Here is a 16891-nt window from a genome sequence, read left to right on the forward strand (position 1 = left end):
TCTATTTATCCTATCATAATCCTTAAAAGCTAACTGGCCCCTGTCAAACACCTGAGCGCCACGCATACCTGTCTCACCGAAAAAAGCTACCAAAAAGTAAAAAATATATAATTTTGAGAAAAAGTTATAATTATGACAGGTTCGTTGCCCGAAGTAGACGCTGGTTTACTAAACGGTTTGAGGGAAGGAGATGAGGCCGCATTCGCTGCCATTTACCGGTTATGCGCACCTGCAATCTATCATCGGCTGCTGCGTTTGCTGAAAGATGTTGCCGTTACGGAGGAAATCCTGCAGGACGTATTTCTCAAACTCTGGTTACACCGTGCACGCATCGAGCCCGAGCGGGGCTTTCGTACATATTTATATAGGATGGCCGATAACAGGGCCATTGATGTTTTCCGAAAAATCAGCCGTGATAAAGATTTACAGGAGGAGTTGTGGGCCAGTAACAATGGTTTCGATGTGCAGGCAGACGAACAGTTTAGCACTGAGGAAGATTATCAGCTGGTTGCAGAAGCAATCAACAGGTTGCCTCCCAAGCGCAGACAGATCCTTATTTTCTGCAAACTGGAAGAAAAAAGTTATCAGGAAGTGGCCGATCTGATGGGCATTTCGGTTTCGACAGTGAGCAATCAGCTTGTCACGGCTATTAAAGAAATCAAATTGTACGTCAACCGATCGGCGCGTAGCCATTCTTCTGCAGTTATCCTTTTTATGTCCGTTTTCCAGGATGTTTAGTTTTTTGTATTCTTTTTTTAAAACTGACTTTATTCAATAGTGTGTTTTTGAAAACCGCTCGTATAGGCCCATAAAAGAAAACTTAATTTGATTTGGGCAATCGAGAAGAGATACAAAAGCTGCTGGACGCTTACCTCGTCAACCGGGCAAACCGGGAGGAGTTTGACAAACTGCTTTTCATACTCTCCACATTGGATGATGCGGAGTTCAGCGAGATTGTTCGCCAGGCGCTGGCCGATGACGCGCAGGCGCAGCATGCTGATTTTATTGATAATCGTGTCGAACAATTATATCCTGAGATTTTAACCAAAGTCCGTGAATCTACTCAGGAGTATGATGAACCGGCAAACGATGCCAAACCGGTTATTCGCTGGGTTTGGTGGAAAGTGGCTGTTGCCGCTGCCAGCTTCCTGTTGTTGCTCTGGGCAGGCATAGAATTCCGGCAAACAGATGTCGCTCGAAACGAGATTGCGGCTGGTATCACTATCGACGAAATCATGGCTGGAAGTAATCGCGCCACACTCACGCTGGCCGATGGGCGTAGGGTCAATTTGAGTGACAGTCAGCAGGGAATTTCGACCGGTAACAGTATTCGTTACCTGGACGGTACGGAGGTCATGGATTCAAGTGCAAACAGCAAAATGGATTTTTCTGATGTCCAGCTTCTCACGCTGGCCACACCGAATGGCGGGCAGTATCAGCTCTCTTTGCCCGATGGAAGCCGGGTTTGGCTGAATGCGGCGAGTTCCATCACTTACCCCAGCGCATTCACCGGCGGCAAGCGGGAGGTTACGCTTCGGGGAGAAGCATACTTCGAAGTCACCAAAGATGCTGCCAAACCATTTATCGTCGATACGGAAATGCAGCGTGTAAAGGTCCTGGGCACGTCGTTTAATATTAATGCCTATTCAAATGAAAATCTCAGCAAAACGACATTGCTGACCGGTTCGGTGCGGGTCAATGCCAGGTCGGACAATGATGATTTAAGAAATGAAAAAGTATTAAAGCCAGGTCAGCAAAGCATTATCGGCGACAATGGTCGTACAGTAGCTGTACTAGAAGTTGATCCAACGACTGCTGTTGCCTGGAAAAATGGCCTTTTTGACTTTCATGGATTGAATATAGAGGAAGCAATGAAACAGATCGAAAGGTGGTATGACGTCAGGGTGACCTATAAAGGTCCGAAACCTGCGGGTTATCTGGGAGGCAAAATGAGCAGGGGCGTCCGGCTATCGACGTTCCTGGAATTCCTGGAAAAGGATTTCAGGATTCAATCCGAAATCATGCCCGACCGCACACTTGTATTATACATACCGACTGACAAGCAAAACAGTGATTTATAAACTAAACGGCAGCCTCATGATGAACAAAACGTCTACTTAAACTCTAACCAGAGACGGTAAAAAAAGAGCAGGGAAGTGTCGAAACCACCTACCCTGCCATATACCGCTGGTCTCCATCGCGAACATCTCATTATTCACAAAATGTAAACCTTAGTTTTTCAAAGTTATGAATAAAAAACGAAGGCTGGATAGTTATGGCCTGTCAGGCCGGCTGTGCACCTATAGAACTATATCCTGGCGAACCTTTATGATGATGAAGGTATTTTGTATTCTGTTGCTCGCATGCCTGAAGTTGCACGCGCACAGCTATTCACAAAGCATCACGTTAAACACGAAAGGTGCTTCGATCATAGATGTTTTTCGCTCCATCGAGCAGCAAAGCGGATATGTAGTGCTTTACAATTATAAGGAACTTCTGAAAGGCGCGCCGGTCACGGTAACCGCGAAGGATATGCCTCTGGAACAATTTCTTTCCAGGCTTTTTTCGAACCAGCCCTTCACATACAAAATCGAGGACAAAACGATCTTGATAAGTCCCAGAGTGGAATCGCTTCGCAGACAACAGGCGAACCCGCCGGCAGAAGTACAGCCGGTCGCACCCAAAGAGCGGAGTATTTCCGGCACCGTAACCGATGCGGAAGGTGGCGCTTTGCCCGGGGTAACCGTGCTTGTCAAGGGAACATCGGTAGGCGCCGCCACAGATGCGAATGGGAAATACAACCTGGCCGTACCGGACGGAGCAGCTGTGCTTGCATTTACAATGGTCGGATATTCGCCTCAGGAAAAGGAAATTGGCGCAGCGAGCATCATTGACGTGACGATGGCCGCATCTACCAGCGAGCTGAGCGAAGTGGTTGTGATCGGGTACGGATCCCGTTCTGCGAAAGACGTTACCACTGCCATATCGCGCATTAGTGCGGAAACCATTGACAAATCGGTCTCTATGACACCCGAAATGGCCATGCAAGGTACCATGAGCGGAGTTCAGGTATCAGGCAATTCCGGTAATCCGATGATGCGGCCGACGATTCGTATTCGCGGGACGAACACCTGGGGCGTTTCTGATCCGCTTTTCGTGATTGACGGAATTCCGGTAACCGAAATGGGCGCAGGGATCGAAAACGAAAATGCCAGGATCAGAGATGTGCGCGGCCCGATCAACATTATGTCGATGATCGACCCCAATGACATTGAGTCAATTTCAGTTTTGAAAGATGCCTCCGCTGCGGCAATATATGGAGTGCGTGCAGCCAACGGCGTTGTGCTGATCACCACCAAAACTGGCCGAAAGGGCGCGATGGCGGTGGATTTCAGTGCCCGGTTGGGTGTGCAGAATCTTACGCAGAAACTCGACTGGCTAAATACGCCGGAGTACACTTCGTTTGTCCAGGGAGTCTTCGCATCTGATCCCGACCGGCTGCCTACGGAAGACAACGTGGGGCGGTTTGATCCTGGCAGCGCCAGGTACCTGGGTAATTCTCCAACGTACAACTGGCAGGATGCTGTGCGGAACAAAAATGCAGCATTGCAGGACTATTCGGTGCGGGTTTCAGGAGGTAGTGAAAATACCGACTATAACGTGTCGGTTGGCTACACGAACACACAAGGCACTATCCTGGTCAACCAGCTGAAACGCTATTCGGGTTCATTTAAATTAAATTCGAAGATCAAGGATTGGCTAAAGACTGGTGTCAACTACCGCCTTGTCAATGCGTCGGGACGCGACGGTGTTAACAGCTATTTCGATGTGATCCGGAGCGCTCCGTGGCAGCCCGTTTATGCGGCGCCTGGCCTGCCGAGCTATAATGGATATGCGAATGTGGTGGGCGGGATCCAGGAGGATGGTACCTATTCAAACCAGAAATTGTACGGGCAGGGTACGCGTATCAACGAAGCCGGCCGCATGAATTCAAATGATGTTTCTTATGATTCCTGGCGCAATATCGGTAACCTGTACGTGGAACTGACCCCGTTGAAACATCTGACCGTAAAAGGGACTGTGAGCCTGGACCGGTACGTCACTACGCGCTACCAGTTTTCGGACTATGACGCTAATGTGTTCGACTACACCGCCGGAGATCCGCGTGCCAGGGGCGGCGGTAAGTCTGTCGGTTCCTATGAGGAGCGTGATGTGGTCAATAATAACATGATGAAGGAGCTGATGGTCAACTACTCCAACTCCTTCGGCAACCACAACCTGGACCTGCTGTTCAACTTCTCGGACCAGAAATACGATGCAATGTACAAGCTTGCCAGCACTGAGTACATGACAACGAAAAAGGACTACCTGCGGGTGCTGGGTGGAGAACGCGCTTATACTTCTGTTGGAAGCGAGCAGATGCGTTGGGCGCTGCAGGGTTACCTGTTCCGGGCAAGCTACAATTACGCATCAAAGTATTATCTGGATGCGACGGTACGTCGCGACGGGAGTGCCCGTTTTGCGCCTGAGAACCGCTGGGGAACATTCCCTTCTGTCTCCGCCGCGTGGCGACTAAAAAGCGAATCTTTCCTTGAATCTGTGTCCTGGCTCACCGACCTGAAACTGCGGGCTGGCTGGGGCCAGCTGGGCAACCAGGAGGTGCGTGATATGGCTTATTTGTCTGCAATTTCCAGAAATCCCCATTACGCTATGGGAAACAGCAACCAGCCAGACCGTCCTTCGTCCGGTGTGTTCTACGAGGGGGCAACGATCTTCGGCATCCCTAACCGTGACCTCACCTGGGAAAGAACAGAAACATTCAATATTGGTTTTGACGCCCAGCTTTTGAAAGGACTTGGCTTCTCCGCAGAATACTACTATAAAAAAACCCACGGCATATTGCAGGCCATCGACCTTCCTTCAAGTGTCGGTGTAATTGAAACGCCGGTAGCCAATGTGGCCAAAGTGCAAAACCAGGGTTTTGAATTTAACCTGAACTGGCAGCAGCAGCTAGGCGATTTCCGCTATGGCGTAGGTGCTAACCTCACTACGACCGCCAACCGGGTATTGGAAACTTACAAGGGAATCCCGACCTCCGGAGGAACCGTCGAGCAGGGCTACTCTATGTTTTACCACCGCGCATATAAGGTAGGAGGGGTATTTCAGAGCGATGAGGAAGCGCAGCAGTGGCTCTCCCGCTATGAGGATGTCAATTACCAGCGGTCTCGCGTGGGTGCAGGCGACTTTTATTTTCAGGACCGCCGGGGTGCGCCCAAGAACGAAAATGAATTTTATTCGGAGGGTGCAGACGGGCGGATCGATTCTTATGACATGGTATACGTAGGTAAATCGATTCCCGGATTTTTCTACGGGATCAATGCGAATGCCGGTTATAAGAGTTTCGACTTCAATGTACAGTTCACAGGGGTAGGCGACGTAGTCAAATACAACAATATTAAAGCCGGGACATTCATGCCTACCGAAGGAGATAACGTGACGCGGGAAGTTTATAAGGCCTGGACATCGGAAAACCGCTCCGCCACATACCCGCGCCTGGTGTTTGGAGATCCGGTACAGAACCTTCGCCGCTCCGATTTTTTCTTTGAAAGCGCGGCCTATCTGCGGCTTCAAAATGTGCAGCTGGGTTACACGATCCCTCAGCTGAGTTCCAATGCGGGAAAGAAATACTTCCAGACAGCCCGGATCTATGCAGGAGCATCCAATGCATTTACCCTGACGCGCTACACGGGACTTGATCCGGAAAACGACAACTACCCGGTGCCACGTACATTTTTTGTCGGATTAACGGCAAAGTTTTAACCCTACCAGATTCACATCATGATGACACAATATAAATGCTATAACCCGGCCCCGATCTTAGCGACGCTGCTGCTTCTGCTGTTGAACTCGTGCGCTAATCGGCTGGATATCAATCCTACGGCTGAATTGGAAAGCGAATATTTCGAATCTGAACTCCGTGTGCAGGAAGGCGTTGGCGCCTGCTATGCCGGATTTTATAATCTATACGGTCCGCTGCTCAACGATGGCGGCGGCTCGCACCAGATCCTGTTGTTGCCCGGCGACGACATTACGCACCAGGACGCGGGTCGCGGAGCGATGGAAGCATTCGCGGGGCTCAATAGCGCAAACGGAGAAGTGAACATGCTCTGGACCAGGCTATACCAGATCATTTACAGGTGCAATTTTATGCTGGAAAAACTTGAGGAGGAGCCCGTGAAGGCCATTTACCGCACCGTTGGGCTGAACGATATCAACAAAGGCGAAGTACTTTTTCTTCGCGCATGGGCTTTCCATCGTTTGTGGGATTTTTTCAGAAAAGCACCTCTTCAGGACACGCGAATCCGCACGATCGCCGACGCGATATTGCCGCCTACGCAGGACTTTCAAATGCTGGATAAAGCCATAGAAGATCTGGAACTGGCCGCAACGCTGCTGCCTGCCTCTTCCTACTGGAAAGCAGAAACTGAACGCGGAAGGGTATTTGATGAAAGTGCTTACGGGCTTCTGGTGAAATGCTATACGCTGCGTGCGAGGTATAAAAAGGCTGATGCCGGGGACTACCAGAAAGCCATTGTCGCTTTCGAAAAAATCAAAACCCGCCAGCTGGTGCATTTTGCGGAAAACTTTGATTACAAGCACGAAAACAATGCCGAGTCACTCTTCGAACTGCAGGCCAGCCACGCTACGGACCAGGATAATGCCTGGCTTGACAATAATTTCGGAGGCGGGGCAGGGCAAATGGGCGCTATGTACCATTACAGTACCAGTCACTGGGGTAATTATGTTTCAGGTATTTACGGTCCGACAAAAAAACTGATTGCTGCCTATGACGGGGGTGACCCCAGGAAGGAGTACACATTCGCCAAATTTACAACGAATGTATCCGGCAATACGGAGGTGAAGGCACCCGCCTGGGACAAGTTTGATGGCTACCAGCTGATGAAATATGTGTATCCCGGGCGATGCTGGTTCGAAAAGGTCTGGGGCATATCGTCTACCAACAATACCCGCCTGATCCGCTATGCTGATATCAAGTTGTTGGCTGCTGAAGCGTATCTGCAAACCGGAAACGCTGCTGCGGCTCTTGTGCAGGTAAACGATGTCCGCGCCCGTGCGAGGCGCTCCACAGAAGATGGCAAGATGTCAGCCAGTCCCGCCAACCGCACAGCGATTACAATGCAGGCCATTATGAATGAGCGCTTTGTCGAACTTGCGGCCGAAGAGGGAATCCGGTGGACTGATCTCAGGAGCTGGCACGCAGCCGGTTTTATCGATCTGTCCAGCTGGACGGCCCGCGATTTTGGCTATAATTACGACACTGCCAATTTTGAATTTCAGGTGCCGCGGCATCTATTATTCCCGATTCCGCAGCGGGAAATGAACACGAATCCGCTTATGGTAGCAGCCGGTAACAATCCCGGATATGAATGATATGATGGATGGCGCTCTTCGTAGCGCCATCCATCACATCATTCACTTTTACAGCAGGACTGAAATTTATTCCTATGACTATCTTACGTCTCCTCTTTGCCTTTTTCCTATTTGTTACTTTTAATCCTTCGGCAGCAGAAACGGTGGGGCCGGTTCGTGAAATATTCGTTTCGCCTTCGGGAAAAGATTCAAATCCCGGAACCCGGAACAAGCCGCTGCGTTCGATCCAGAGGGGCGTAGATATGCTGGAACCTGGCAACACCTTGACCTTGCTCGACGGCTTGTATAACCTGGGTGCGCCGGTTACCATATCTGTTAAAGGCAGCGCCGACAGCTGGATAACGGTCCGTGGCGAAAAGGGCGCCAAAGTCATTTTGGACGGCTTAAAAATTAATATTCCAGACAGCGGCATTTATCCGCGCAACAATGGTCTTGTGCAGATCGAGCATGCTGCCTATATCCGGCTGGTAAACATACATGTGCGCAATTCGCATCGTTCGGGAATTAATATCCAGGAGAGCCGGTGCATCGATGTGATCAACTGTACATCCGAAAACAGCCTCTCGCCCGGGATCGCCTCCTGGCAGCGTTGCGAATACATCCGCATCCTGGGCAACACCGTCATCAATGCCAACGATATGAAAATGAGCTGGACGCCTTATAAAGGACACGAAGCGCCGCATGAGGCAATCAGCGTCGCCGGCTCCCACCACTTTGAAGTGGCGTGGAACCATGTCTACGACTGCGAGAAAGAAGGTATAGATGTGAAGGAGACCGCAGCTTTTGGTACAGTTCATCATAACTATGTGCATGATCTCAAGCGACAGGGATTATATATAGACGCCTGGTTCGGCCAGCTCGAGCACATTGAAATGTATAGCAATGTGGTGCACGGCTGTGAATCCGGCATCGCCGTTTCGTCGGAGGACGGGCCGAATACCAGGAACCTCAAAATCCATCATAACCTGATCTATAATAACCGCGCTACCGGGATTTTCTTTTCCAGATGGGGCGAGGATAATCTGCGGGAAGATATGGACGTATATAGTAATACGTTTTACCGGAATGGCTGGGGAAAGAACTTCTCTGGCGATCCCCAGTACTGGTTGAGCGGGGGCTGCTATCTGTATTCTACCAAGCTTAAAAACCTGCGCATTCAGAATAATATCTTCTCCCGCAACTTTCCTTTCGAAATAGGGCATACGGGCAGGATGGTCGACAGATGGGCGAGTCAGCAGCAAATCGATATCAGCCGAAACCTGATCCAGGATACTAACCAAACAGATTTTCCGATTTACCTGCAGACCTGGCTTAAAGACAGTGTTTACGCTACGACGGGCACACATGCAATACTGGCGGATCCACTTTTCCAAAATCCGGAAGAAGGTGATTTCAGGTTGAAAGAAAATTCGCCTGCAAAGGACGGGGCCGGGAATTATTTAGGAGCATTTCCGAAAGGAGCGACCAGGGAGAATTTTTGGTGGAAAGAGAATTTTCCGCCTGAGATTCATATTGACAATTACCAGCCGAATTATCCGTCGGGAACGGAAAAATAATCGGAAAACAACCTGGGCCGGAATGCAGCTATTTTTGAATGATGATCATAATCTGTTATGCGAATCATATTATCAGCGCTATTGTTCAGTTTGCTGCAACTGACAAAAAGGTACATCATTTTGATTTCGGGATCATTGATGCCAATGCCAGCGACTGGCACCAGGACCTGAAAGAGCATCAGCAAATGGCAGATGCTTTGTTTCCTTTTATCAGGAAGTTGAAAAATTGCAGATAGGCATGCCACATGCAGCCTTTTGGAAAGTTCAAATCGTCTCGCGGCGCTTCTTTCTAAATGCGCCCGACAGAAAATTTTAGGCGAGCTAATCGGCTCCTTCCGGGATGTTGCTTGGATCCTGGCAGGGTGAGATTTGTTTGCAAGAAAAACCAAGGAGAACCGAGCCGGGAAGGATAATTTTTACCGAATAATAAATTTATTTGCGCCTGATTGTCTACGATATCAGCTATTAGTAGATTTGAGTTACGACCTCCTCATCCTAATGCTGAAAAAACTAATTCCCGCTTCGCTACTCCTTGTAGTGGCTGTTTTATTTATGTACTTTTTCTTTCGCTCCGACTCAATACAAGTCGGAATGCCAAAGTCAGAAGTTGTCGATATTATAGATCCAGAAAAAACATTGGGTGATCTGGAATTTGTAAGCGATACAATCGTCACAATGCTTCCCAACAGCTGGAATGCTATCGGCCCGAATCAAAAGTACATCATCATTTTTAAGGCCGATACAGTCAATTCGTTTAGACCACTTAATCGATAGTTGTCAGCTGTCGCTTTCTGAAAATCTTAAATTCGTCCCGTCTACTTTGCCTGCACTCCGAATGGCTGAAGCTTTTGACAGGACAGTGGCAATGCTGTGCCAATCGGGTGATCATGACTGGTGATGAAGTGATTCGAATGGTTTTGACGTTCGCACTGTGATGGACAGCACATTTGGTACTAAAGTATGATCGAAATTTTGTTTGCCAACACTATTTTTGGCCGAATCAAAGCGCTCGGTCATGCAATTTGACACCCTGGTTTTAAAGACATTCAGATAACAACTCAAAGACAAACCGACATGGAAAAGCAAATCGCAACATTTCTGACATTCCAGGAAAACAATGCTGAGGAAGCAATGAATTTTTACATCAGTTTATTTGATAATTCGAAAATTGTCGATCTGCACCGTCACGGGAGCGGTGGGCCGGCTAAGGAGGGTACTATCATGGTAGCCAAATTTGAGTTGAACGGAGCGCAATTCATTTGCAGCGACAGTTACGTTAAACATGAGTGGACTTTTTCTCCGGCTATTTCCTTATATGTCGAGTGTAATACAAAAGATGAAATTGAGAAGCTATTCAATAACCTGTCTGAAAATGGGAATGTTTATATGCCTCTGGATAATTACGGATTCAGTCAGAAATTTGGATGGGTAGGGGATAAATTCGGCGTTACATGGCAATTAAATCTGAAAGCCTAGCCCGTAAACGATTCATTGACGGACTACTTCTCCGAAATAGTCAGTTTGCACTGCCGTAATCATCTCACGAATGTGTTAGAGGGTTTTTATTTTGTAAAGTTTGTTTTACATTTGGACTAATAAACTTTACAGACTATGAACGATACATTTAGCGTGTTCTCCTATTCCTACAAGATGAAGTTTGTAGGTATCTTGTTGATCTGCTGGGGAGTATACTCATTTTATTTGAAATACCGCCAATTTGACCTGGTTGATCTCAACTTGCTTACCAGTCTTTCCTGCTGGGGGCTTATGTTCATTTTCTTCTCAAAGGAGAAAATCGATGATGAGCGCATTCATCAGTTGAAGTTTCAGGCGCTGACCTGGGCTGTGCCGGTAGGATTGTTCGTAACGCATTTGATTAACTACTTTTTTTTGAGCAAGCCTGAGCCTGATGCAGGGCAGCTCTATGAGTCTATTCCCGCGTATCACGCTATCGTCTTGATATTGCTCTTTTCTCTTGGCCTGTTTCATTACCTGAAGTATAAAAATTGACGGTTAATGAAAAACCTGATTAAATTGGAACGTGCCCGCAATAACATAACCCAGGCGGATTTGGCGGATAAAGTAAAAGTGTCCAGGCAAACCATCAACTCAATTGAAACAGGCAGATTTATTCCATCTGCTTTGCTTGCCTTTAAAATCGCGCATGTATTGCAACGACCTGTCGACGAAGTATTTCAGCTGGAAGAATCCGATTGGACGGTATAAGCGACAGCGTTTTGGTCGTTAAATGATATCTTTCTTGTCAACAACAAGTATGTTTATCTGAAATCAGAAAGATATTTACAACCTGATGCCGCTGGTTAAACAATTAATCAATTTTATGTAGAATCGCTGATGCTGATCCCCGCTGGCGATTTTCAATGCTGGTCGAAGGTTGTCATTGACCTGATTTAGCGGGGTCCGGCGGGAATAGCTGGAATTCGGTTATTTCGAAATATCCGACACGTTCCAGAATCGCCAGGCGGAATTTCTGCGCTTTAATGGGTGCTATGGTCTTTTCCCAGGCGCCCATTTTTTCGCCGGTTGCAAGGGATACCCACTTTTTGCCGTCGTGGTAAAGCACTTCGAATTTCCTGACTTCGGAATTCTGGTAACTTTTCTCACCCAGCTTCACTTTCCCTACCAGTTGCGGTTTGCCAAGGTCTATTTCCAGCCAGCCCGATGGTTCGTACATGTCCATTACTTCCTTGGACAGGAAATGCAGGTTCGTGCCATAAAATCTGGAAAAATCGACATCCTTTCTCCGTCCGATCTTCCAGGATGTTTTTGGATTATCGTCAACCGCAGCAGCCGGGTCGTGGTAAAACTGCCCGACTGAGCTCGATGCCGTAGCTTTTTTCGCATAAGCAATTGACCCTGTGGTCGAGAACGGAACGATCGGGGCAATGCTGACCGCGTTCTTGTCAATTGTCAGGATGGCAATGGTCGCAACCGAATCGATTTGGTTGGCAGGGAATGCGAGACTGACTGACTGATCTGTTTGTGTAAAAGGTACTTTGGTGCCGTCTATCAGCGTGGCGCTAGTGATTTTGGCCGGCATTGCGGGTAGTACCAGTTCTTTTTTGGCTGCATTCAGCATATGCACATATACTTTATTGTCCCTGAACGAGCTGACATAATCCGTGGCAGGGGTGTAAACGCCGCCTTTCGTGTTATAAATCGCCGCTTCGTTTTTTGCGATCCAGGCACCCATTTCGCGGGCGCGGTCGGCGAATTCGGTTGGGAAAACACCGGTACTGTCAGGGCCGATGTTGAAGAGCAGGTTACCGTTTCCGCCCACGCAGCGCAAGAGCGTGTGAAGGGATTCTTTCAGGCTGCGCGGATGGTCGTTGAAACGCCAGGCCCATTGATGGCCCATATTTGTGCAGGTTTCCCAGGGAACTTTGCCATAGCCAGCCACAAAGCCCTCGGGCGTAGCATAGTCGGCATACTTGCCGATATAGGCGTGCGATTCGTCGGGCGTGAATGGTTCCAGACGGTTGTTGATGATGATTCCAGGCTGCAGTTTCCGGGCAAGGTCGTACACTCTTTTTGGTTCGATAGGGCTCGGTCCGCCTTCAAAGTCAATCCATAACAGACCGATTTTTCCATAGTTGGTCAATAGCTCACGTACCTGTTCCTCCACTCGATCGGCAAAAACAGCATTAGTGGCCGGGTTACGGCAGTCAGGATCCTTCCAGTCTGCGACGGAAAAATACCAGCAGATCGGCATATTGGCTTCGTGCGCCGCCTGCGCGAGTTCTTTACACACATCACGGCCAAAAGGCGTGTTCATGATGTTGTAATCGGTGGTTTTGGTATCGAACAGACAAAAGCCGTCGTGGTGTTTGGCGGTTAGCACGATGTACTTCATACCCGAAGCCTTGGCGAGTGCTACCCATTCCTTCGCATTGAAACGCGTAGGGTTGAACCGCCTGTAAAGCGAGTCATATTTAGCTTTACCATAGCCTTCCCTCGACCAGCTGATTTCCTTACCGATCAATGAAACCGGGCCCCAGTGAATAAAAAGGCCCATTTTTGAATCCTGCCACCATTTCAGGCGTTGCGCCGTGGTGATGGTACTTTGAGAAAAAGCTTCGAAGCCAAAACAGGACAGCAGTAATAACAGGATCGTTTTTTTCATAAGGATGAATGGGAATAGGTAAATATAGATGCTGCGTCAGGCGACCAGCGGCTGTTTTACAACATGCCCGGCCTTTGCGTAATAAACCAGATATACATAGCATAACACCGGTACGATGAATGCCTGTTTAATACTGAATGAATCAGAAAGCAGCCCCATCACCGGTGGTACTATCGCGCCGCCGACAATGCTCATAATGATCAGGGAGGATCCGGTTTTAGTGTAAATGCCCAGCTCTTTGATGCTGAGCGTGAACAATATCGGATACATGACCGAGGTGAACAGCCCGACAAACGACATCGCATATAATGACACATATCCGACCGTCGTCATGGAAATGGCGATCAATATGATCGCTGCCGCGGCACAGAATGCCAGCATTCGCGATGGGTTAACGCGCCGGAGCCAATATGCGCCTGCAAGGCGACCGACCAGTACCAGCGCCATATATAATGTGATAAAAAGCGCCGCGCTCTGTTCCGTCAATCCGGGGATACCCGATGATTTGGCATATCTGATCAGGAAACTCACAATGCCAACTTCCGCACCCAGGTAACAAAATACACCCAATGCACCCAGGACCGTGTGCCTGAACCGGAGAACCGATCGTATGCTCGTGCCACCGCCTGTTCCCTCTTCGATTTTGGGCAAACGGATGAATATCAGCAGTAATCCGATGACGATAAACAACCCTGCCAGGCTCAGATAAGGCATTTTTACAAGCTGCGCTTCTGAATTGAGGTAGCTGGCGAGCTGATCGGGCGAAAATTGCGCAACGGTTGTAGTTGGCACTTCCGTGGCATGCAACAGAAAGCGGCTCCCTACAAACGGCCCGATCGTGGCACCAATGGACCCCACCGCCGAAGCGAGGCTCAACCTGCTCGATGCGCGTTCCGGAGCGCCGAGGATAGAAATGTAGGGAGTGGCAGTTACTTCCAGGAAAGTGAAGCCTGCCGCCATGATAAATAATGCACCCAAAAAGAGCGGATAGTAGCGGGTATCAGCAGCAGGAAAAAAGAGAAAAGCGCCGATGGATGCCGTGAGCAGGCCCGTCACCATGCCAGCCTTGTAACCATATTTGCCAATAAACTGCCCCACCGGCAATGCAAGCAGAAAATACCCTCCAAAGAAAGCCGACTGGATCAGCGACGATTGGAAATCGGTAAGCTGGCAGGCACGTTTCAGGTGCGGAATGAGGATATCGTTGATATTCCGGCTCAGGTTCCAGATAAACATCAGGCTCATTACCACCAAAAGCGGGACTATCACGCCCTTCATATTATTCATTTCAAATGATCATTAAGTAAAAAAACAGGTTTCATTGTGGCCCAATGCTCACCTGGAAGGGCTTCTGCAAGCTTCACCTGGAAACCGGCCATATATGCCGCCCATTCGGCCTGGCGGGGTAGCGTCCCCATTTTTTCAAACGCAGTTTTCAAATCTGTCCCTTCCTCGCAGTCCACGATCATAAAGAGCCGCGTACCTATCCGGTATATCTGCATATCCACCACCCCGGCTTCCCGGATGCCTGCCGGGATTTCGCGCCAGATGTGTTCCGGCTGGTGATAATGCTCGTAAGTCGCGATCAGTTCCGGGTCGTCTTGCAGGTCGAGCGCCATGCAGGTTCTTTGTATTGCCATGTATTTATCGTTTATAACCGAGCTCCGCGCCGCCGCTCACCGGCATCATGCATCCCGTCACGAACCGCGCCGCATCCGAAATCAGGAACACGGCCACATCCGCGATCACATCGCCTTCCGGGCAGTAACCGAGTGCGTGAATGCCGTCCAGATAACTTTCGATTTGACCAGGATCGGGTTGCTCGCCGGCCCATTTCCGGAGCATCGGAGTCCACACGCCCGCAGGGCACACCGCATTCACGCGTATCCCGAAAGGCGCATAATCCAGCGCCATTGCCTTGGTAAGGGCATTCATACCTCCTTTGGTCGCTACATAAGCCGCATGGTTTTCCTGTCCAATTTCCCCAACCATGCTGCCGGTGTTCAGAATGCAGCCGTTGGTTTCCTTTAAATGGCTCAGACCATATTTGGTGGTATGGTAAACGCTTTTCAGGTTCACCGAAAACAGCGCGTCCCATTCATCCTCCGAAGTTTCATGCAGTGGTTTTGACGGACTCGCGATCCCGGCATTGTTATGGATTACGTCCAACCGCCCAAAAGCCTCCACCGCTTGTGCAATGGCCGCCTTCACATCGGCCGCTCTACTCACATCGCCGCTGAAAGTGATGAGCGGGTTAGCCTCAAAGGCTGTTTGAAATTCTTCCAATGCGGGCTGGTCCCGGTCCATTACGCAAACGCGCGCACCCTCCCGCAAGTAGGCGCCCGCGCATGCGCGTCCGATGCCTGCGGCGCCTCCCGTGAGAAAAACCGCCTTGCCTTCCAGTGCCTGTCCAGTTTGTAAAACCGCCATTTTTTGATTGTTTTAAATTTCCTATTCTTTCAGATCACTGCTGCTGCCCGGTACTTGCGGTATCTGGTAGTATCCGCCTGAGATCTGGGCAGGATTTACAAAATATTGACGTAAGTGCGGAATATGTTCGAGAAACAAATGCTCGTGCCCGATACCGATGTGGTTGAAGATGACAAGATGCTGATGGATCTGCCCCATATCGCCTACATGCGGCACTACCGGAACACCCATTTTGCGGGAAAGCAGGCTGATCGTCAGGAATTCTGAAATGCCGCCGACACGCACCGCATCGACCTGGCAGAAATCCATCGCCCCGGTCTGAAGGAAATTTTTAAATATGACTTTGTTAGGGATGTGTTCACCTGTTGCTACTTTAAAAGGAGCAATGGCTTTTGCGATGGCCTGGTGCGCAATTACATCGTCGGGGTGCGTGGGCTCCTCGATCCAGAACGGGTTGATCTCGCCCAGGCGGCCGCAAATATCCAATGCCTGCGGGAGGTTCCATTTCTGGTTTGCATCCACCATGATCGTCGCTTCCTGGCCCGCAGTGTTGCGGATCAGGCCCGCACGCCTCAGGTCCCGCGCCGGGTCGTCGGACCCAACTTTTAGTTTCAATGCATTAAAGCCGTTGTCCATCGCCTTTTTTGTATTCTCGACGATCTTTTCGTCGGAATAATTAAACCAGCCAACCGAGGTATCATAGCCCTTGTAACCGGTTTTGAGTACGCAACCGCGGGATTCGCGGGAAGAGAAATGCTCTTCCAGTAGCCCGATCGCCTGTTTTTTGGTGAGCACCTCTTCCAGGTAACTCAGATCAAGCGTGTCCACGAGTTGTTCAGGGGTGAGATCCAGCAACAATTGCCAGAGCGGGACACCACGCGACTTTGCCCATAAATCATAGCACGCATTCACAATCGCGGCCAAAGCCAGGTGGATAACCCCTTTGTGTGGCCCTAGCCAGCGCAGGGAGGGGGAATCGGCCATGCGCCTGTATTCCTGACCGAAAACCGACATCAGTTCCTCAATTTCGCGGCCTTTCAACGGACCTGAAAGATATTCAATGGCTTTGCACACCAGGTCGGTGCCGGCGCCGAGCGTAAAAGCAAGTCCGGTACCCGTTAGCCGCGAGTCTGTTTTAAGGCAGCATACGGCATAAGCGTATTGCGGTGTGGTGTGCGTGGCGTCCGATCCGACGCCTTCCGGAAGGTCATATCGTTGGTCCCGGATTTCAATAGATGTAATGCGCATGGGTAGAGGATGTCAATATGCTACAAGTAGTTTCTTTTGATTAACGTTTGTTGGTGCTAAA

General features: G+C 49.4%; 15 protein-coding genes. 10 read left to right on the forward strand and 5 right to left on the reverse strand.

The window, feature by feature from the left end; translation table 11 throughout:
* Window positions 1-132: 132 nt before the first annotated feature.
* The 10 genes from FXO21_RS18880 (at window position 133) to FXO21_RS18925 (ending at window position 11234) form a co-directional block, all read left to right on the forward strand.
* Window positions 133-738, forward strand: a complete 606-nt coding sequence (locus tag FXO21_RS18880) for an RNA polymerase sigma factor (protein WP_149641543.1) — start codon at window positions 133-135, stop codon at window positions 736-738.
* Between the two features lie 92 nt (window positions 739-830).
* Entirely contained in the window at window positions 831-2081 is a 1251-nt protein-coding gene (locus FXO21_RS18885) for a FecR family protein (RefSeq protein ID WP_149641544.1), read from the forward strand.
* A gap of 247 nt (window positions 2082-2328) precedes the next feature.
* Window positions 2329-5820, forward strand: a complete 3492-nt coding sequence (locus FXO21_RS18890) for a TonB-dependent receptor (protein WP_192579251.1) — start codon at window positions 2329-2331, stop codon at window positions 5818-5820.
* An 18-nt stretch (window positions 5821-5838) separates the two neighbouring features.
* Entirely contained in the window at window positions 5839-7452 is a 1614-nt protein-coding gene (locus FXO21_RS18895; protein ID WP_149641546.1) for a RagB/SusD family nutrient uptake outer membrane protein, read from the forward strand.
* Window positions 7453-7526: 74 nt separating this feature from the next.
* Window positions 7527-9008 carry a right-handed parallel beta-helix repeat-containing protein gene (locus tag FXO21_RS18900; protein WP_192579252.1) on the forward strand — a complete coding sequence of 494 codons (1482 nt, stop codon included), beginning with the start codon at window positions 7527-7529 and terminating at the stop codon, window positions 9006-9008.
* Window positions 9009-9046: 38 nt separating this feature from the next.
* On the forward strand, window positions 9047-9244 hold the full coding sequence (locus tag FXO21_RS18905; RefSeq protein WP_149641548.1) for an SGNH/GDSL hydrolase family protein: 198 nt from the start codon (window positions 9047-9049) through the stop codon (window positions 9242-9244).
* A gap of 355 nt (window positions 9245-9599) precedes the next feature.
* Window positions 9600-9782: a hypothetical protein gene (locus FXO21_RS18910; RefSeq protein ID WP_149641549.1), complete on the forward strand. Its 183-nt coding sequence runs from the start codon at window positions 9600-9602 to the stop codon at window positions 9780-9782.
* A gap of 300 nt (window positions 9783-10082) precedes the next feature.
* Window positions 10083-10484 (forward strand): VOC family protein, encoded by a 402-nt coding sequence (locus FXO21_RS18915; RefSeq protein ID WP_149641550.1) that lies wholly within the window; start codon window positions 10083-10085, stop codon window positions 10482-10484.
* Between the two features lie 135 nt (window positions 10485-10619).
* Entirely contained in the window at window positions 10620-11018 is a 399-nt protein-coding gene (locus FXO21_RS18920; protein WP_149641551.1) for a hypothetical protein, read from the forward strand.
* A 6-nt stretch (window positions 11019-11024) separates the two neighbouring features.
* Window positions 11025-11234, forward strand: a complete 210-nt coding sequence (locus FXO21_RS18925) for a helix-turn-helix transcriptional regulator (protein WP_149641552.1) — start codon at window positions 11025-11027, stop codon at window positions 11232-11234.
* Between the two features lie 172 nt (window positions 11235-11406).
* Here the strand turns inward: FXO21_RS18925 and FXO21_RS18930 are convergent, their stop codons facing one another.
* Genes FXO21_RS18930 through FXO21_RS18950 form a run of 5 tightly spaced genes read right to left on the reverse strand, consistent with a single transcriptional unit; the run spans window position 11407 to window position 16830 of the window.
* Window positions 11407-13152, reverse strand: a complete 1746-nt coding sequence (locus FXO21_RS18930) for an alpha-L-fucosidase (RefSeq protein WP_149641553.1) — start codon at window positions 13150-13152, stop codon at window positions 11407-11409.
* A 36-nt stretch (window positions 13153-13188) separates the two neighbouring features.
* Complete coding sequence (fucP, locus tag FXO21_RS18935) at window positions 13189-14439, reverse strand: L-fucose:H+ symporter permease (RefSeq protein WP_149641554.1); 1251 nt, start codon at window positions 14437-14439, stop codon at window positions 13189-13191.
* Window positions 14436-14792, reverse strand: a complete 357-nt coding sequence (locus tag FXO21_RS18940) for an L-rhamnose mutarotase (RefSeq protein WP_149641555.1) — start codon at window positions 14790-14792, stop codon at window positions 14436-14438. Before FXO21_RS18940 ends, fucP begins: the two co-directional genes overlap by 4 nt.
* 4 nt (window positions 14793-14796) lie before the next feature.
* Entirely contained in the window at window positions 14797-15582 is a 786-nt protein-coding gene (locus FXO21_RS18945; RefSeq protein ID WP_149641556.1) for an SDR family NAD(P)-dependent oxidoreductase, read from the reverse strand.
* Window positions 15583-15603: 21 nt separating this feature from the next.
* Window positions 15604-16830 (reverse strand): enolase C-terminal domain-like protein, encoded by a 1227-nt coding sequence (locus FXO21_RS18950; protein ID WP_149641557.1) that lies wholly within the window; start codon window positions 16828-16830, stop codon window positions 15604-15606.
* Window positions 16831-16891: the final 61 nt, after the last annotated feature.

This window comes from Dyadobacter sp. UC 10 (assembly GCF_008369915.1).
Classification (GTDB): domain Bacteria; phylum Bacteroidota; class Bacteroidia; order Cytophagales; family Spirosomataceae; genus Dyadobacter.

Coding starts and splice junctions, on each gene's coding strand:
- FXO21_RS18880 (WP_149641543.1), top strand. CDS start 133: ATGACAGGTTCGTTGCCCGAAGTAGACGCTGGTTTACTAAACGGTTTG.
- FXO21_RS18890 (WP_192579251.1), top strand. CDS start 2,329: ATGATGATGAAGGTATTTTGTATTCTGTTGCTCGCATGCCTGAAGTTG.
- FXO21_RS18895 (WP_149641546.1), top strand. CDS start 5,839: ATGATGACACAATATAAATGCTATAACCCGGCCCCGATCTTAGCGACG.
- FXO21_RS18900 (WP_192579252.1), top strand. CDS start 7,527: ATGACTATCTTACGTCTCCTCTTTGCCTTTTTCCTATTTGTTACTTTT.
- FXO21_RS18905 (WP_149641548.1), top strand. CDS start 9,047: ATGATGATCATAATCTGTTATGCGAATCATATTATCAGCGCTATTGTT.
- FXO21_RS18910 (WP_149641549.1), top strand. CDS start 9,600: ATGCCAAAGTCAGAAGTTGTCGATATTATAGATCCAGAAAAAACATTG.
- FXO21_RS18915 (WP_149641550.1), top strand. CDS start 10,083: ATGGAAAAGCAAATCGCAACATTTCTGACATTCCAGGAAAACAATGCT.
- FXO21_RS18920 (WP_149641551.1), top strand. CDS start 10,620: ATGAACGATACATTTAGCGTGTTCTCCTATTCCTACAAGATGAAGTTT.
- FXO21_RS18925 (WP_149641552.1), top strand. CDS start 11,025: ATGAAAAACCTGATTAAATTGGAACGTGCCCGCAATAACATAACCCAG.
- FXO21_RS18930 (WP_149641553.1), bottom strand. CDS start 13,152: ATGAAAAAAACGATCCTGTTATTACTGCTGTCCTGTTTTGGCTTCGAA.
- fucP (WP_149641554.1), bottom strand. CDS start 14,439: ATGAATAATATGAAGGGCGTGATAGTCCCGCTTTTGGTGGTAATGAGC.
- FXO21_RS18940 (WP_149641555.1), bottom strand. CDS start 14,792: ATGGCAATACAAAGAACCTGCATGGCGCTCGACCTGCAAGACGACCCG.
- FXO21_RS18945 (WP_149641556.1), bottom strand. CDS start 15,582: ATGGCGGTTTTACAAACTGGACAGGCACTGGAAGGCAAGGCGGTTTTT.
- FXO21_RS18950 (WP_149641557.1), bottom strand. CDS start 16,830: ATGCGCATTACATCTATTGAAATCCGGGACCAACGATATGACCTTCCG.